The organism is Streptomyces sp. NPDC002324, from assembly GCF_053593335.1.
The window spans coordinates 130,612-147,422 of the sequence record NZ_JBSFCF010000002.1; the positions used below are offsets into that span (position 1 = coordinate 130,612).

Annotated in this window: 15 protein-coding genes; 10 read left to right on the forward strand and 5 right to left on the reverse strand. The window is 72.1% G+C overall.

Going from position 1 to position 16,811, the window contains the following annotated elements:
• Positions 1-3: 3 nt before the first annotated feature.
• From ACWCRJ_RS03645 to ACWCRJ_RS03670, 6 genes are all read left to right on the forward strand, one after another.
• Positions 4-315, forward strand: coding sequence for an urease subunit beta (locus ACWCRJ_RS03645; protein WP_450937722.1), 312 nt, complete (start codon positions 4-6; stop codon positions 313-315).
• Positions 308-2,029 carry an urease subunit alpha gene (locus ACWCRJ_RS03650; RefSeq protein ID WP_450937723.1) on the forward strand — a complete coding sequence of 574 codons (1,722 nt, stop codon included), beginning with the start codon at positions 308-310 and terminating at the stop codon, positions 2,027-2,029. The genes ACWCRJ_RS03645 and ACWCRJ_RS03650 overlap by 8 nt, the downstream gene beginning before the upstream one ends.
• A gap of 78 nt (positions 2,030-2,107) precedes the next feature.
• Complete coding sequence (locus ACWCRJ_RS03655; protein WP_450937724.1) at positions 2,108-2,782, forward strand: urease accessory protein UreF; 675 nt, start codon at positions 2,108-2,110, stop codon at positions 2,780-2,782.
• Positions 2,783-3,069: 287 nt separating this feature from the next.
• Positions 3,070-3,753 (forward strand): urease accessory protein UreG, encoded by a 684-nt coding sequence (gene ureG / locus ACWCRJ_RS03660; protein WP_450937725.1) that lies wholly within the window; start codon positions 3,070-3,072, stop codon positions 3,751-3,753.
• On the forward strand, positions 3,750-4,547 hold the full coding sequence (locus ACWCRJ_RS03665; RefSeq protein WP_450938138.1) for an urease accessory protein UreD: 798 nt from the start codon (positions 3,750-3,752) through the stop codon (positions 4,545-4,547). Before ureG ends, ACWCRJ_RS03665 begins: the two co-directional genes overlap by 4 nt.
• 164 nt (positions 4,548-4,711) lie before the next feature.
• Entirely contained in the window at positions 4,712-6,301 is a 1,590-nt protein-coding gene (locus tag ACWCRJ_RS03670) for an alpha/beta hydrolase (RefSeq protein ID WP_450937726.1), read from the forward strand.
• A 79-nt stretch (positions 6,302-6,380) separates the two neighbouring features.
• Here the strand turns inward: ACWCRJ_RS03670 and ACWCRJ_RS03675 are convergent, their stop codons facing one another.
• Together ACWCRJ_RS03675 and ACWCRJ_RS03680 are read right to left on the reverse strand one after the other, a co-directional pair.
• Positions 6,381-7,406, reverse strand: a complete 1,026-nt coding sequence (locus ACWCRJ_RS03675) for an NAD-dependent epimerase/dehydratase family protein (protein ID WP_450938139.1) — start codon at positions 7,404-7,406, stop codon at positions 6,381-6,383.
• Positions 7,407-7,505: 99 nt separating this feature from the next.
• A complete protein-coding gene (locus ACWCRJ_RS03680; RefSeq protein WP_046915865.1) occupies positions 7,506-8,225 on the reverse strand; it encodes a lysophospholipid acyltransferase family protein in 720 nt (239 codons plus the stop codon).
• Between the two features lie 475 nt (positions 8,226-8,700).
• Between ACWCRJ_RS03680 and ACWCRJ_RS03685 the strand changes: the two genes are divergently transcribed.
• Positions 8,701-10,857: a SpoIIE family protein phosphatase gene (locus ACWCRJ_RS03685; RefSeq protein WP_450937727.1), complete on the forward strand. Its 2,157-nt coding sequence runs from the start codon at positions 8,701-8,703 to the stop codon at positions 10,855-10,857.
• A gap of 149 nt (positions 10,858-11,006) precedes the next feature.
• Here the strand turns inward: ACWCRJ_RS03685 and rocD are convergent, their stop codons facing one another.
• The 3 genes from rocD to ACWCRJ_RS03700 all read right to left on the reverse strand — a co-directional run bounded on the left by rocD (position 11,007) and on the right by ACWCRJ_RS03700 (position 13,736).
• Positions 11,007-12,233, reverse strand: a complete 1,227-nt coding sequence (gene rocD / locus ACWCRJ_RS03690) for an ornithine--oxo-acid transaminase (protein ID WP_450937728.1) — start codon at positions 12,231-12,233, stop codon at positions 11,007-11,009.
• Positions 12,234-12,292: 59 nt separating this feature from the next.
• Positions 12,293-13,123, reverse strand: a complete 831-nt coding sequence (gene ddaH, locus ACWCRJ_RS03695; protein WP_450937729.1) for a dimethylargininase — start codon at positions 13,121-13,123, stop codon at positions 12,293-12,295.
• A gap of 121 nt (positions 13,124-13,244) precedes the next feature.
• Positions 13,245-13,736: an Lrp/AsnC family transcriptional regulator gene (locus ACWCRJ_RS03700; RefSeq protein WP_450937730.1), complete on the reverse strand. Its 492-nt coding sequence runs from the start codon at positions 13,734-13,736 to the stop codon at positions 13,245-13,247.
• A gap of 101 nt (positions 13,737-13,837) precedes the next feature.
• Here ACWCRJ_RS03700 and ACWCRJ_RS03705 point away from each other — a divergent pair, with 101 nt between their 5' ends.
• The 3 genes from ACWCRJ_RS03705 to ACWCRJ_RS03715 all read left to right on the forward strand — a co-directional run bounded on the left by ACWCRJ_RS03705 (position 13,838) and on the right by ACWCRJ_RS03715 (position 16,807).
• On the forward strand, positions 13,838-14,605 hold the full coding sequence (locus tag ACWCRJ_RS03705; protein ID WP_450937731.1) for a LytR/AlgR family response regulator transcription factor: 768 nt from the start codon (positions 13,838-13,840) through the stop codon (positions 14,603-14,605).
• 8 nt (positions 14,606-14,613) lie between these two features.
• Complete coding sequence (locus ACWCRJ_RS03710) at positions 14,614-14,976, forward strand: hypothetical protein (protein WP_450937732.1); 363 nt, start codon at positions 14,614-14,616, stop codon at positions 14,974-14,976.
• Positions 14,977-15,061: 85 nt separating this feature from the next.
• Positions 15,062-16,807, forward strand: a complete 1,746-nt coding sequence (locus ACWCRJ_RS03715) for a sodium/solute symporter (protein WP_450937733.1) — start codon at positions 15,062-15,064, stop codon at positions 16,805-16,807.
• Positions 16,808-16,811: the final 4 nt, after the last annotated feature.

The following is a 16,811-nucleotide window of genomic DNA, read 5'->3' on the forward strand; positions in this document are numbered from 1 at the left end:
GCGATGATTCCCGGAGAGATCCTCTTCGCCGCTGACCCGATCGTCTACAACGAGGGCCGTGAGGTCACCCGCCTCACCGTCCTCAACGCCGCCGACCGGCCCGTCCAGGTCGGTTCCCACTACCACTTCGCCGAGGCCAACCCGGGCCTGGAGTTCGACCGCGCGGCCGCGCGCGGGAAGCGACTGAACGTCGCCGCCGGCACCGCCGTGCGCTTCGAGCCCGGCATCCCCGCCGAGGTGGAACTCGTACCCCTCGCAGGCGGCCGGGTCGTGCCCGGACTGCGCGGGGAGACCGGAGGTGCCCTCGATGCCTGAGATCTCGCGCGGCGCGTACGCCGACCTGTTCGGCCCCACCACCGGTGACCGCATCCGGCTCGCCGACACCGATCTGCTCGTCGAGATCGAGGAGGACCGTTCCGGCGGTCCCGGACTCGCCGGTGACGAGGCGGTGTTCGGCGGTGGCAAGGTCATCCGCGAATCGATGGGCCAGGCGCGTGCCACGCGCGCAGAGGGCACCCCGGACACGGTCGTCACGGGCGCCGTGATCATCGACCACTGGGGCGTCGTCAAGGCCGACATCGGCATCCGCGACGGCCGGATCACCGGCATAGGCAAGGCCGGCAACCCCGACACCATGGACGGTGTCCACCCCGACCTGGTCATCGGCCCCGAGACGGAGATCATCGCTGGCAACGGGCGGATCGTCACCGCCGGTGCCATCGACGCCCACGTCCACTTCATCTGTCCGCAGATCGCCGACGAGGCGCTGTCGTCCGGCGTCACCACACTGGTCGGCGGTGGCACGGGACCGGCGGAGGGCTCGAAGGCGACGACCGTCACGCCCGGCCCCTGGCACCTCGCCCGGATGCTGGAGGCGATGGAGCAGTACCCGCTCAACATCGGCTTCCTCGGCAAGGGCAACACGGTCTCCCACGAGGCGATGCTGTCCCAGATCCGCGGCGGCGCCCTCGGCCTCAAGCTGCACGAGGACTGGGGCTCGACCCCGGCCGTCATCGACGCCTCGCTGACCGTCGCCGAACGGACGGGCATCCAGGTCGCCATCCACACGGACACGCTCAACGAGGCCGGGTTCGTCGGTGACACGCTCGCCGCGATCGCCGGGCGCGGCATCCACGCGTACCACACCGAGGGTGCCGGCGGCGGGCACGCGCCCGACATCATGACCGTGGTGTCCGAACCGCACGTCCTGCCCAGTTCCACCAACCCGACCCGGCCCTACACCGTCAACACCGCCGAGGAACACCTCGACATGCTGATGGTCTGCCACCACCTGAACGCCGCCGTGCCCGAAGACCTCGCGTTCGCCGAGTCCCGCATCCGGCCGTCCACCATCGGCGCCGAGGACATCCTGCACGACCTGGGCGCGATCTCGATCATCTCCTCGGACGCGCAGGCCATGGGGCGCGTGGGCGAGGTCATCCTGCGCACCTGGCAGACCGCCCACGTGATGAAGCGGCGGCGGGGCGCACTGCCCGGTGACGGCCGCGCGGACAACCACCGCGTACGTCGATATGTCGCCAAGTACACGATCAACCCCGCCCTCGCGCAGGGACTGGCCCGGGAGATCGGCTCCGTCGAGACGGGCAAGCTCGCCGACCTCGTCGTCTGGGAACCCGCGTTCTTCGGCGTCAAGCCCCAGCTCGTGATCAAGGGCGGGCAGATCGCTTACGCGCAGATGGGCGACGCGAACGCCTCCATCCCGACACCGCAGCCGATCCTGCCGCGTCCGATGTTCGGTGCCATCGGGCGGGCGCCCGCCTCGAACTCGTTCAACTTCGTGGCACCGCTCGCCATCGAGGACGGGCTGCCGGAGCGGTTGTCGCTGGGAAAGCGGTTCGTGGCCATCGAGTCGACCCGTGGGGTCACCAAGGCCGACATGCGCGAGAACGACGCGCGGCCCGAGGTGCGTGTGGACCCCGACAGCTTCGCCGTGCACATCGACGGGGAGCTGGTGGAGGCCACGCCGGCCGCCGAACTGCCCATGGCACAGCGGTACTTCCTCTTCTGATGGCCGGGGTGGTGTACGGGATGTGCGGGATGCGACGCCGGATGTGCGGGGCGCGACGCCCGAGGGGCGGGGGCCGCGTTGTCTAGGGCCGCGCTTCTCGTCCTGGCCGACGGTCGCTTCCCCGCCGGAGGGCACGCGCACTCCGGCGGGGCCGAGGCGGCCGTCAAGGCCGGGCTGATCACCGGGGCGGAGGAGTTGGAGGCGTTCTGCCGGGGGCGGCTGCACACGGCCGGGCTGGTGGCGGCGGCGCTGGCCGCGGCCGCCGCGCTCGGGACGGATCCGACCGCCCTCGACGCCGCCGCCGATGCCCGGACGCCGTCGGTCGCCCTGCGGGGCGTTTCGCGGAAGCTGGGGCGGCAGTTGATGCGGGCGGCCCGGGCGACGTGGCCGTCGGCGGAACTGGACGCGCTGGCAGAGGAGTTCCCGAAGGGGGCGCATCAGCCGGTGGTGCTGGGCGTGGTGGCGCGGGCGGCGGGGCTGGGCGCGGACGACGCGGCGTACTGCTCGGCGTACGAGAGTGTGAGTGGGGCGGCGAGTGCGACCGTGCGGTTGTTGAGTCTTGATCCGTTCGATGCGACGGGGGTGTTGGCGCGGTTGGCTCCCGAGGTGGATGTGGTGGTGGGGGCGGCGGTCGATGCGGCTCGGGGAGTTCGGGGGGAGGGGGTGGGGAGCCTGCCCGCGGCTTCCGCGCCGCTGTTGGAGATCGGGGCGGAGGTGCATGCGGGGTGGGCCGTGCGGTTGTTCGCGTCCTGAGCTTCCTCGCCCCCGCCGCCCTTACCCGTCCCTCCCCAGGGGCCGTGCCCCTTCGGCCCCCGTCTGCCGGCCCGGTGGGGCTTCTCGCGCAGTTCCCCGCGCCCCTGAAAAGCAGGGGCTGCGCCCACTGCTTTTCAGGCCCGCAGGGGCCTGGCTTTTAGGGGCGCGGGGAACTGCGCGGCCGGCCCCCACCACCCGCACCCGCCCTACGACCGTCCCACCCTCCCCCTCCCGCGATCCACGGGCACAGCCACAGCCACAGTCACAGTCCATCCAAGGAGTCACTCATGCATCTCGACCACACCCACTCCCACGACGGCCCGGCGGCCGTCGGCGCGGACGCGCGGCGGGCCGACGGGACTCGTCGGGCCCTGCGGATCGGGCTCGGTGGGCCCGTCGGGTCCGGGAAGACGGCCACGGTCGCCGCGCTCTGCCGGGCGCTGCGGGACGAGTTGTCGCTCGCGGTCGTGACGAACGACATCTACACGCGCGAGGACGCCGAGTTCCTGCTGCGCGAGGCCGTGCTGCCGCCCGAGCGGATCACCGCCGTGGAGACGGGGGCGTGCCCGCACACCGCGATCAGGGACGACATCTCCGCGAACCTGGAGGCGGTGGAGGACCTGGAGGACGAGGTCGGGCCGCTGGACCTCATTCTCGTGGAGTCCGGGGGTGACAACCTCACCGCCACCTTCTCCAGGGGGCTCGTGGACGCGCAGATCTTCGTCATCGACGTGGCCGGCGGGGACGACATTCCGCGCAAGGGCGGGCCCGGTGTCACCACCGCCGACCTGCTCGTCGTCAACAAGACCGACCTCGCGCCGTACGTCGGTTCCGACCTCGCCCGGATGGCGGCGGACGCGAAGGCGCAGCGGGCGGAACTGCCGGTGGTGTTCCAGTCGCTGCGCACCGAGTCCGGAGTCGCGGACGTCGCGGCCTGGGTGCGCGGGAAGCTCGCGGCGTGGACGGCATGACGGCGGTCCGCGACGCCGCCGCGGGCAGGGACGGCGGGACCACCGGCGTCCGGGCCACCGCCCGGATCGCGGCCCGCGCCGACGGGCGGGGCGGTACGGCCCTGCCCGTGCTGGAGAGCGACGGTCCGCTGGCGTTGCGCCGTACGCGGGGGAGCGGCGACGAGGCGCGGGTCATGCTGGTCGGGGCCATGAGCGGCCCGCTCGGGGGCGACCGGTTCGCCGTGGAGGCGGAGGTCGGCGCTGGGGCCCGGCTGTGTGTCGGGTCGGCCGCCGCGACGATCGCCCTGCCGGGGCAGGCCAAGGGCGAGGCCCACTACGCCGTACGGATCGAGGTCGCCGACGGGGGCGAACTGCGCTGGCTGCCCGAGCAGTTGATCTCGGCGAAGGGCAGCGATCTGTGCGTGTCGACGCGGGTGGAACTCGCCGCCGGCGCGCGGCTGGTGTTCCGGGAGGAGCAGGTGCTCGGCCGGGCCGGAGAGGAGCCCGGGCGGCTCACCAGTCGGCTCTGCGTGTGGTCGGGCGGGCGTCCGTTGCTCGATCAGCAGGTGGGGTGCGGGCCGGGGGCTCCCGGTGGCTGGGACGGGCCGGCCGTGCTCGGCGGGTACCGGGCGCTCGGGCAACTGGTGGTCGTTCGGCCGGAGTTCGCCGAACAGGCGCCCGGGCCGAGGGTGCTGGGGGCGACCGCCGCGCTCACCCCGCTCGCCGGGCCCGCCGTGCTCGTCAGCGCCCTCGCGCCCGACGCGCTGCGGCTGCGGCGGGTGCTCGACGACGCGCTTGCGGAGCTGGACGGCTGAGGAACAGCGAGGCCAGGCCTCCGCTGAACGGGACTTTCCGCACCGGTTATCGGATTAGTAAAGAACTGTCCGCTCCTCTGTTCTCAGGTACCTGACAGGTACGAGGATCCCCGTGACCATTCGCATCTTCGCAACGATGTACGGGGAGTTCCCTCTTGAGAGGTATGAGGCCGACCAGAAGGGCGGCAGCGTTCGGCTCCGCCGGACTGCTCGTCACGGTGACGCTGATAGCAGGCGCCGTCGCCGCCCCCGTGGCCAGCGCCGCGGACAGCGCGCGAGCGCAGAACCTTGAGGCCAAGGGCGTCGCCCTCGCCGCCGCGAAGGCGGCGAAGAAGGGCATCGACTGGCAGGACTGCCCCGAGGGCTGGGGCCTGGAGAAGCCGATCAAGTGCGGCTGGGTCTCCGTGCCACTGGACTACGCCAAGCCGAACGGCAAGCAGATCGAGCTGGCCGTGGACCGTATCGGCAGCACCGGTACGAAGGAGGAGCGGCAGGGCGCGCTCGTCTACAACCCGGGCGGTCCCGGTGGCTCGGGCCTGCGCTTCCCGCGCCGGGTCACCACCAAGGCCCCGCTGTGGACCAAGACGTCCAAGGCGTACGACTTCGTGGGCTTCGACCCGCGTGGCGTCGGCAAGTCGGCGCCCATCTCCTGTGTCGACCCGCAGGAGTTCGTGAAGGCGCCCAAGATGGACCCGGTCCCGGACTCCGAGGCCGACAAACTGAAGCAGCGGGGGCTCGCGGCCGACTACGCGGCGGGCTGCAAGAAGCGCAGCGGCGAGATGCTTCCGCACATGACGACGCCGAACACCGCGCGCGACCTGGACGTCATCCGGGCCGCCCTGGGGGAGAAGAAGCTCAACTTCCTCGGTGTCTCCTATGGCACCTACATCGGCGCCGTCTACGGCACCCTCTTCCCGGACCACGTGCGCCGCATGGTCGTCGACAGCGTGGTGAACCCCTCCCGCGAGAAGATCTGGTACGAGGCCAACCTGGACCAGGACGTCGCCTTCGAGGGCCGGTGGCAGGACTGGACGAAGTGGGTCGCGCAGAACGACGCGACGTACCACCTCGGGAACACCCAGGCCAAGGTGCAGGCCAAGTGGCTGGAGCTGCGCGCCACCGCGAAGAAGAAGCCCCTCGGCGGGCTCGTCGGCCCGGCCGAGCTGATCTCCTTCTTCCAGAGCGCCCCGTACTACGACTCCTCGTGGGCGCCCACCGCCCGGGTCTGGAGCAAGTACGCCGCGGGTGACACCCAGGCGCTGGTCGACGCGGCCGCCCCGGATCCCACGGACACCGCGGGCAACGCGGCCTCGGAGAACGGCAACGCCGTCTACACCGCGGTCGAGTGCACCGACGCCAAGTGGCCCACCAGCTGGCGCAAGTGGGACCGGGACAACACCCGGCTGCACAAGAGCCACCCGTTCATGACGTGGGCCAACGCCTGGATGAACCTGCCGTGCGCCACCTGGCAGTCCAAGCAGTACACCCCGCTGAACGTGAAGACGAAGGACGGTCTGCCGCCCGTCCTGATCGTCCAGTCCGAGCGTGACGCGGCCACGCCGTACGAGGGTGCCGTCGAACTGCACAAGCGGTTCAGGGGCTCCCGTCTGATCACGGAGCAGAACGCGGGCTCCCACGGAGTCACCGGCTTGGTCAACCCGTGTGTCAACGAGCGCGTGGACACCTACCTGCTCACCGGCGAGGTGGGTGGGGCCGACGTGAAGTGCGCACCGCACGCCACGCCCGCTCCGTAGGCCGGCCGTAGTCGCCTGACGGACGGAAGGGGGTGACCGGGATTCCCGGTCACCCCCCCTTCCGTGTGTGCTCACCCGGTCACGCCGGGCGCCCCGCCAGCCAGGCGTCCTCCGCCGCGTAGTCGAAGAGATCCCCGTACGCCTCGGCCATCCTGGGATACGCCTCCCGCCAGTCCCGTGCGGCGGCCAGCCGGCCCTCGATCCACGCGACCGTCTCCGGCAGCGACCGCGCGTACCGGACCACCGGGCGGTACCCCAACTCACGCTCGGCCGCCGACATGTCGCACACCACGGGCACCGGTACGGACCAGGGCGTGTCACCCACGGTGGGAGCCGGGGCGGGGCCGTCCACCAGCACGTTCTCCGCGTCGACCCCCATGACCGCGTCGATCGCGGCGGCGATCTCCACGACGGTCGGCGCCTCGGGGTCGACGGCGTTCAGCACCCGGGTGCCGGGCCGCGCGGCCGCCAGCCGGATCAGCTCGGCGATGTTGTGGACGCTCACCGGATGGAAACGGCTCGCGCCGCCGTACGCGAGGATCCGACGGGACCGTCGGTCCAGGTTGCGCTTCACGAAGTACAGCTCGCGCGGTGTACGGCAGTGCGGCCCGTGGACGGCACCCGCGCGCAGCAGCGTCGTGGGCAACCGGTCGCTCCCGGCGATGAGTTCGCGTTCCAGGCCCGCCTTGCGGGTGCTGTACGAGGTGTCGTCCGGCCGGACCGTGCGCTGACTCTCGGGTAGGGGCACCGGGTACTCGGGAAAACCGTCCGGCTCCGCCTGGGTGTCGAAGCCGCGGCCCTTGTCGTCCTCGTACACCGACACACTGGACACGACGACCGCCGACCCGACCCGGTCGGCCCGCGCGAGCAACTGCCGGGCGTGTGCGGGACCGTAGGCGACGACGTCGACCAGCACGTCACAGCCGTCGCCGATCGCCGCCGTCAGCGCCGCGTCGTCCTCGCGGTCGGCGGACACCGCCCACACCTGCTCGGGCCATCCCCCGTCCCGGCCGCCGCCCCGCGAGACGGCCGTCACCGCCCAGCCGTCCCGCGCCAGCGCGCCCACCGCCACGCGCCCGATCTGTCCCGTCGCCCCGATCACCACAGCACGTCGTGTCATGGCCCGACCGTACGACGCCCCACCCCGGTCCACCCGGCTGCTCTGCTACCGGCAGAACACCTCGGCGTACCGGCAGGAGGTCGTTCAACTCAACGGCATGCGCGGGAACTTGCGCTCCTTCGCCGCCGCTGCCTCCTCCGCCTTCACCACGGCCGCGTACTGGTCGACGTACTCCTGGTCGGAGAGCGAGAGGATCGCGTACATGATCTCGTCGGTGATCGCGCGCAGGACGGCCTTCTCGCTCTCCATGCCCTCGTAGCGGGAGAAGTCGAGGGGCTTGCCGAAGCGGATGACGACGGGGTGGACGTTGGGGATGACCTTGCCCGGGGGCTGCGCCTCGAAGGTGCCGATCATGGCGCAGGGGATGACGGGCACCTTGGCCCTGAGCGCCATGACCGCCACGCCGACCTTGCCCTTGTAGAGGCGGCCGTCGTGCGAGCGGGTGCCCTCCGGGTAGATGCCGAGGAGTTCGTCCTTGCTCAGCACCCCGAGCCCCTCGCGGATGGCGGCCTGACCGGCCTCCTTGCCGGAGCGGTCGACCGGGATCTGCCCGGCGCTGCGGAAGAAGAACGCCGTCAGCCGGCCCTTGAGACCCGGTCCGGTGAAGTACTCCGCCTTCGCCAGGAACGTGATCCGGCGCTTGAGGATCGCGGGCATCAGGAAGTGGTCCGAGAAGGACAGGTGATTGCCCGCGACGATGGCCGCGCCCGACGACGGTACGTGTTCGAGGCCCTCGATGCGAGGCCGGAAGACCAGTCGCAGCAGCGGACCCAGAAGCACGTATTTGAGCAGGTAATAGAACACGGCGTCTCCCTCGCGCTACCCGATCGACCCTATGGACGTGTTCCGCCAGGTCACAGCAGTCATGCGCGTTCGCGATCGCTCTGCGGGTGTGGCCGGCCGCGGCCGGGCCCGATCGCGCTCACACTGACTCCTCGCTGATATTGCTGACGTTGCGTCAGGCGCGTGAGCGCTGGTGAGCCCCGTCCTGCGTGTCGACGATTGATCGTAGCCCGCCCTGCCACGTCACCGGGAGCACCCGGACCCGCCTACGTCGCAGCACGCCGACTTCTGGCCGAACCACGCGCCCGGCCACGCCGAACCGGCCCCCGGAGTCCACACCGAGCAGCCCTTCCTCCCGAAGCCCGTCCGGTGCCCCTACCGCGCCCCCGTGCGCGGCGCCACCCGGCGGTCCGCGAGGCCTCGGCCTCCCTGATCCACATGCCGTCGTCGGTGCGCGGGCTTAGCGTCTGGATATGGGCGTCAGATGTTGCGCCGCATGACCGGGTCCGGTGGGAGTCCGGGTGCGGCCGATCCGCTGGGCGAGAGCCTGGCGGCGGCGGTGCGCCGCACCGGCGCCAGATCCGGGGGTGTCTACCTGCTGGATCCGGCGGAGGCCACGCTGGGCCTGATCGCGCTGTGCGGGGTGCCGGTCGACGCCTTCGCACCGTGGTGGCGGGCCCCTTACTCCGTGCACGGCCCGAGCCAGGACGCGGTCCGCAACGAGCGGCTCGTCTGGGTCAGTTCCCTGGAGGAGCTGGCCCGCTGCTACCCGCGCGTCGCGGCGGGCATCCCCTACCAGCTCGCGTTCGCGGTCCACCCGCTCAGCGAGGTCCGGCACTGCCGGGGCGCACTGCTGCTGATGTGGGCACCCGGACGCTCCCCCCGGCTCAGCCGCCGTGAACGCGGGCACATCGCCTTCAGCGCCCGCCGTATCGCGCGCGTCCTGGACGCGGCCGCCGTCCCGCCGGTCATCCCGGACCGTCCCCGCTTCGTCCGTCCCCACCGCGCCGCTCCCGTCCCGCAGTCCGGGCCCGCGGCGGCCGAGATGGTGGAACGTCTGCCGCTCGGCACCCTCGCCGTCGACCAGGGAGGGTACGTCACCTATGTCAACGCGGCGGCCGCCGGCCTGCTGGGCAGACCGGCGGAACAACTGCTCGGGACCCAGCCGTGGCAGTCACTGACCTGGCTCGACAACATCGCGTACATGGACGCGTACCGCACCGCCATGAGCAGCCGCGAGCCGGTCGCGCTGACCGTCCTGCGCCCACCGGACCACTGGCTCGACCTCCGTCTGCACACGGACGACAGCGGCACCAGCGTCCTCATCACCCCCGAGGTCTCGCCCGGACCTGCCGGAGCGCGGCGCACGATCACCGCCGACCTCTCCTCCCGGCCGGTCGGCGCGCAGCCCACGCCGACCGGGGCCCCGTCGCAGAGCCGCATCCATCTGCTGATGGCCCTGGCCGCCGCGCTGACCGAGACCCTCGCCGTAAAGGACGTCGTCGACCTGGTCGCCGAGCGGATCCTGCCGGCGTTCGGTGCCCACGGCATGATCATGTCCACCGCCGACGCCGGCCGCATCCAGATCATCGGACACCGCGGCTACGACCCCGCCGTCATCGAGCAGTTCGACGGTCTGCCCACGGACGCCGATCTGACCCCCGCCGGCCGCGCCCTGACCACCGGCGCCTCCTCGTTCTTCGCCGACCGCGGCGAACTGTCACGCTTCTACCCGAGAGCCCCGCAGATCACCGACAAACACGCGTGGGCCTTCCTGCCGCTGCTCAGCTCCGGGCACCCCATCGGCTGCCTCCTCCTCGCCTACAACGAGCCGCACCCCTTCACCGCCGGCGAGCGCTCGATCCTCACGCCCCTCGCCGGGCTCATCGCCCAGGCCCTGGACCGCGCACGCCTCTACGACGCCAAGCACAACCTCGCGCACGCCCTCCAGCAGACCCTGCTGCCCCACGCCCTGCCCACCGTGACCGGACTCGACGTCGCCGCCCGTTACCTGCCCGCCAGCCTCGGCATGGACATCGGCGGTGACTTCTACGACCTCATCCGCCTCACCGACACCACCGCCGCCGCGGTCATCGGGGACGTGCAGGGCCACGACATCACGGCGGCCGCCCTCATGGGCCAGGTCCGGATGGCCGTCCACTCCCACGCCACGGCCGGGGCCACCCCCGACCAGGTCCTCGCCCGCACCGACCGCGACCTCGCCGACCTGAACGCCAGCCGCTTCGTCTCCTGCCTCTACGCCCACCTCGACCTCGGCCGCCGCCAGGCCACGCTCGCCAGCGCCGGACACCCGCCCCCGCTGGTGCGGCACCCCGACAGGCGGAGCCATCCTGTGGACATCCGCCCCGGCCCTCCGCTCGGCATCGGCGTCGGCAGCCCCGTCTACCCGCTCACCACGCTGTCGCTGGCCCCGGAGACGCTGCTCGCCCTCTACACGGACGGTCTCGTGGAGGACCCCGGCACCGACCTCGGACACACCATCGCCGACCTCGCCCACCACCTCGGCCAGGCCGGCGACCTCCCGCTGCCCCGGCTCCTCGACAGCCTGGTCCGCCACACCCGCCCCACGGGCCGGCACACCGACGACATCGCCCTGTTCCTGCTGCGGCCCCACCGCACCGCCGCGTCCTGACCGGGCCGGGTGCCGTCCTCCGGGCCGGTGTGCCTGCGCGGCGGGCGCCGGCCGTCTTTCGATGTCCGACGGGCGCCGGGCGACCTTCGCTGTACGGCGGGCGCCGGCCGTCTGCCGACGTCGCCCACGCGCCCGCCGCCCATCACCCTTCAGGCGCCCTCCTTCAGGACCTCCCCCAACGTCCCCAGTGCGGACCGGAGTTCCGCGGCCGTGATCGTCAGGGGCGGGGCCAGGCGGATGGTCGAGCCGTGGGTGTCCTTGACGAGGATGCCCGCCGCCATGAGGCGGTGGCTGATCTCGCGGCCCGTGCCGAGCGCGGGGTCGATGTCGACGCCCGCCCACAGCCCGCGCGCCCGGAAACCGACCACGCCCCGGCCGACCAGCTCCGTGAGCCCCTCCCGCAGGACTCCGCCCAGTTCGGCGGCCCCGCGCTGGAACTCCCCGGTGCGCAGCAGCTCGACCACCGCCGAACCGACTGCCGCCGCGAGGGGGTTGCCGCCGAAGGTCGAGCCGTGCTCGCCCGGACGCAGGACCGACAGCACCTCCCGGCGGGCCACCACCGCCGACACCGGCACGATGCCGCCGCCGAGCGCCTTGCCGAGCAGTACGGCGTCGGGCAGGACGTCCTCGTGGTCGACGGCGAGCGTGCGGCCGGTGCGGCCGAGACCCGACTGGATCTCGTCCGCGACGAAGAGACAGCCGGTGCGCCGGGTCAGCTCGCGGACGCCGCGCAGATAACCGTCGTCGGGGATGAGCACGCCCGCCTCGCCCTGGATCGGCTCGATCAGCACCGCGGCCGTCGTCTCGTCGATCGCCGCCTCCAGCGCGGTGAGGTCGTTGTACGGGACCACGCGGAAGCCGGGCGTAAAGGGACCGAAACCGTCACGGGCCACCGGGTCGGTGGAGAAGCTGACGATGGTCGTCGTACGGCCGTGGAAGTTGTCGGCGGCGACGACGATCGTGGCCCGGTCGGCGGGGACGCCCTTCACCTCGTAGGCCCATTTGCGGGCCACCTTGATCGCGCTCTCCACGGCCTCGGCGCCCGTGTTCATCGGCAGCACCATGTCCAGGCCGGTCAGCGCGGCCAGGGACTCGGCGAACTCGGCGAGCCGGTCGTTGTGGAAGGCTCGTGAGGTGAGGGTGAGCGTGTCCAGCTGGCGGTGCGCCGCGTCGATCAGTGCGGGATGGCGGTGGCCGAAGTTGAGGGCGGAGTACCCGGCGAGCATGTCCAGGTAGCGGCGGCCCTCGACGTCCTCCACCCAGGTGCCCTCGGCACGGGCCACGACCACGGGCAGCGGGTGGTAGTTGTGCGCGAGGACGGGCTCCTCGGCCCGGATGAGGTCGGCCGACGAGCGCGTGGGGGCGGGGGCGGTCATGAGCGGACCTCCATCGGTCAGGGGGCGGGTCGTACGAACCGGGCGGCGGGTGTCCTCGGTCACGGGCGGATCTCCTGAGTGACGCACTTGATGCCGCCGCCCGCCTTCTGGAACTCCGACAGGTCGACGGGGACGGGCACGTAGCCCAGCCGGGTGAGCCGGTCGGCGAGTTCCTTGGCCCGGGGCGAGATGAACACATGGCGGCCGTCCGACACCGAGTTCAGGCCGAAGGCCATGGCGTCCTGGCGGGTCGCGATCACCGCGTCCGGGTAGAGCCGGGCGAGGACCGCGCGGCTGCCGGGGGAGAAGGCCTCCGGGTAGTACGCGATGTTCCCCGCCGAGCCGTCGCTCCCGTCGTCCAGGACGAACAGCGCGGTGTCCAGATGGTAGAAACGCGGGTCCACCAGCTGGAGGCTGATCACGGGGACGCCGAAGAACTCCTGCGCCTGGCGATGCGCCTCACGGGTGGTGCGGAAGCCGGTCCCGGCGAGCAGATAGCGGCCGGTCGGCACCAGGTCGCCCTCCCCCTCGCACACCGAGTCCGAGCGCAGCACGTCGTACCCGGCGCTCTGGAACCAGGCGTCGTACGCGGTGGACTCGGGGCGCCGCTCCGGCGCGTGGAACAGCGAACCGAGGACCCGGCCGCCGAGGACGAGCGCGCAGTTCGCCGCGAACACCATGTCGGGCAGGGCCGCCACCGGCTCCACGGTGTCCACGGTGTGGCCGAGGGTCCGGTAGGCGTGGATCAGCTCCCGCCACTGATCCTGGGCGAGGTCGACGTCCACGGGGGTGTCCGGATGCATCCAGGGATTGATCGAGTACTGCACGGCGAAGTGTCTGGGTTCACAGACGAGAAAGCGCCGAAGGCGCGGCACACGGCTGTCGGGCACAGAGGGTTTCTCCGCTTCCTGCGGTGTCTGCTGGGATGACACCACGGTAGGAATCGGGACACACGCACGACAAGGAACAAACGTTGCGTGTTCACGCAGTAATGCTGCGTGTTGATTCGGCTCAGCGCACGTTCGCTGCGTCCTGGGTGGCCCCGGCCTCCGGAGCCTCCGGCAGCAGGTGCGACAGCACCATGTAACTGATCGTCTTCCGGATGAACGGCTCGGTCCGGATCCGCTCCAGCACCTCCTCGAAGTGCTCCACATCGACGGCCCGCACGTGCAGCAGCGCGTCCGCGCCCCCGGTCACCGTCATCGCCGCGGTGATCTCCGGATGGTTGCGCACGACCTCCGCGAGCCGCCGGGGCGGCGCCGCGCCCTCGCAGTACACCTCCACGTACGCCTCCGTGCGCCAGCCGAGCGCCGCGGGCTGCACGGTCGCCGTGAACCCGGTGATCACCCCGGTCTCGCGCAGCCGGTCCACCCGACGCTTCACCGCGGTGGCCGAAAGACCGATGGCCGAGCCGATCTCGGCGAAGCTGGTCCTCGCGTTCGCCATCAACGCCGTGATGATCTTGCGGTCGAGTTCGTCGAACGCCGCGGACTTGCTGCTCATGCGGGCACTGTATCCAGCGAGGGGGCTCACGGCCCCCGGTGTGAAGGGCTCCGGCGCGCGCCCGTGTGCAGGCGTACGAATTACTCCTACACTCCACGTTCATGCTGCGCGCGCTCGCCGTCGATGACGAGAAACCCTCCCTGGAGGAGCTGCTGTACCTGCTGAACGCGGATCCGCGGATCGGCAGCGCCGAGGGCGCGAGCGACGCCACCGAGGCGCTGCGGAGGATCAACCGCGCCCTGGAGTCCGGGCCCCACGGGCCGGAGGCGATCGACGTCGTCTTCCTCGACATCCACATGGCCGGACTCGACGGCCTCGACCTCGCCCGTCTCCTCACCGGCTTCGCCCGGCCCCCGCTCGTCGTCTTCGTCACCGCGCACGAGGGCTTCGCCGTCCAGGCCTTCGACCTCAAGGCCGTCGACTACGTCCTCAAGCCCGTCCGCCGGGAACGCCTCGCCGAGGCGATACGCCGGGCCGCCCAGCTCCGCGACACGGCGACGGCCACGGCCCCGCCGATCCCGGTCCACGAACCCGACCCCGACGAGATACCCGTCGAACTCGGCGGTGTCACCCGCTTCGTCGCGGTCGCCGACATCACCCACGTCGAGGCCCAGGGCGACTACGCCCGACTGCACACCCCCCAGGGCAGCCACCTCGTCCGCATCCCCCTCTCCACCCTCGAAGAGCGCTGGCGCGCACGCGGGTTCGTCCGCATCCACCGCCGCCACCTCGTCGCCCTGCGGCACGTCGGCGAACTCCGCCTGGACGCGGGTACGGTGAGTGTCCTCGTCGGCCCGGTGGAACTCCAGGTCAGCCGCCGTCACGCACGCGAGCTGCGCGATCTGCTGATGCGCCGGACGACGGGCTGAGGAGCGTCATGCCCCACGAGAACCCCGCCGAACGCCGTGTCGTCGTCACGGGAGTGCCCCGCCGCACCCGCCGCGGCTCGGGCCACCACCGCCCCCGCACCGAGATCGACGAACAGACCACCCTCGGCCACACCTACGTCCGCTCCCTCATGCGCAGCCAACTCCGCGCCGCCCTCGCCGTGTTCGCGGTCCTCGTCCTGCTGGTCGGCCCGCTGCCCCTGGTCTTCGCCGCGATGCCGGACGGCGCGGGACTGGAATGGGCGCTCCTCGGCTTCGGCGTCTATCCGCCCCTGGTCCTCCTCGCCCTCTGGCACGTACGCCGCGCCGAACGCAACGAACAGGACCTCGCCCGGCTCGTCGAGGACCGCTGAGGACCGCTGAGGATCGCCGAGGCCCCGGAGGACCCCGAGGCGGCGCAAGCAGTGAATCCGTGAACGAGGAGACCGGAAGCAAGGCATGAACGAGAACTACGCCGTCCCCGCGGTCGCCCTCGTCGTCGTGGCGACCGTCTTCGTCGGCGCCTTCGGCCTGCGCATCTCCCGCACCACCTCCGACTTCTACGTCGCCTCCCGCACCGTCGGCCCCCGCCTCAACGCGGCCGCGATCAGCGGCGAATACCTCTCCGCCGCCTCCTTCCTCGGCATCGCCGGCCTCGTCCTCGTCCAGGGCCCGGACATGCTCTGGTACCCGGTCGGCTACACCGCCGGCTATCTCGTCCTGCTGCTGTTCGTCGCCGCCCCGCTGCGCCGCTCCGGCGCCTACACCCTGCCGGACTTCGCCGAGGCCCGGCTCGCCTCCAAGACGGTGCGCCGGCTGGCGGGGGCCTTCGTCGTCGGCGTCGGCTGGCTCTACCTGCTGCCCCAACTGCAGGGCGCCGGGCTGACGTTGAACGTGCTCACCGAAGCGCCGGAGTGGCTCGGCGGTGTCATCGTCGCCGTCGTCGTCTCCGCCACGGTCGCCGCCGGCGGCATGCGCAGCATTACCTTCGTCCAGGCCTTCCAGTACTGGCTCAAACTCACCGCCCTGCTCGTCCCCGCGATCTTCCTCGTCCTCGCCTGGCAGGGCGACGGCGCCCCGCGCCACGCCTTCGACGAGCCCGCCGAGTTCCGCGAACAGCGCGTCGTCCGCGTCGAGGAGACCCTCGACCTGAAGCTCACCGGCCCGCTCACGGTCACCGCCTCCGGCACGATCGACGGCCGCCGTCACGACGACCGGCGCGTGGACCTGTCCGCCGGCACCCATCGCATCGACCGGGGCACCCGGCTGACCTTCACCAAGGGCGACACCGTCCCCGTCGCCGACCGCGGCACCAACGGCGGCATGTCCACCTCCCTCGCCGCCGGCCGCGAGGAACGCCCGCTGTACGCCACCTACGGGCTGATCCTCGCCACCTTCCTCGGCACCATGGGCCTGCCCCACGTCGTCGTCCGCTTCTACACCAGCCCGCACGGCGTCGCCGCCCGCCGCACCACGGTCGTCGTCCTCGCCATGATCGGCTTCTTCTACCTCCTGCCGCCGCTCTACGGCGCCCTCGGCCGCCTCTACGCCCCCGACCTCACCCTCACCGGAGACGCCGACGCGGCCGTCCTGCTCCTCCCGGACCGCATGATCGGCGGCCTCGGCGGCGACCTCCTGGGCGCACTGGTCGCGGGCGGCGCCTTCGCAGCGTTCCTGTCCACCGCCTCGGGCCTGACCATGGCGGTCGCCGGAGTGCTCACCCAGGACGTCCTGCCCGCCCGCGGTGTCCAGCACTTCCGGCTCGGCACACTCCTCGCCATGGCCGTGCCGCTCGCGGCGAGCGGCCTGGTCGGCGGGCTGCCCGTCGCCGACGCGGTCGGCCTCGCCTTCGCCGTGTCCGCCTCCTCCTTCTGCCCACTGCTCGTGCTCGGCATCTGGTGGCGGCGCCTGACCCCGCCGGGGGCCGCCGCGGGCATGCTCGTCGGCGGCGGCGCGGCCCTCCTCGCCGTCGCCGCGACCATGGCGGGATACCCCGGCACCGGCACCCTCCACGCCCTGCTGGCCTGGCCCGCCCTCTGGTCCGTCCCGCTCGGCTTCCTCACGATGGTCCTGGTGTCCCTGGCCACCCCGGGCAGGATCCCGGCCGAGACACCGGCGATCCTGGCGCGCTTCCACCTCCCGGAGGAACTCGTCGGCGGCCGGACCCGGGCGGCGACCAAGGAGATCGAACTGTGGCGCCGCTGAGGAC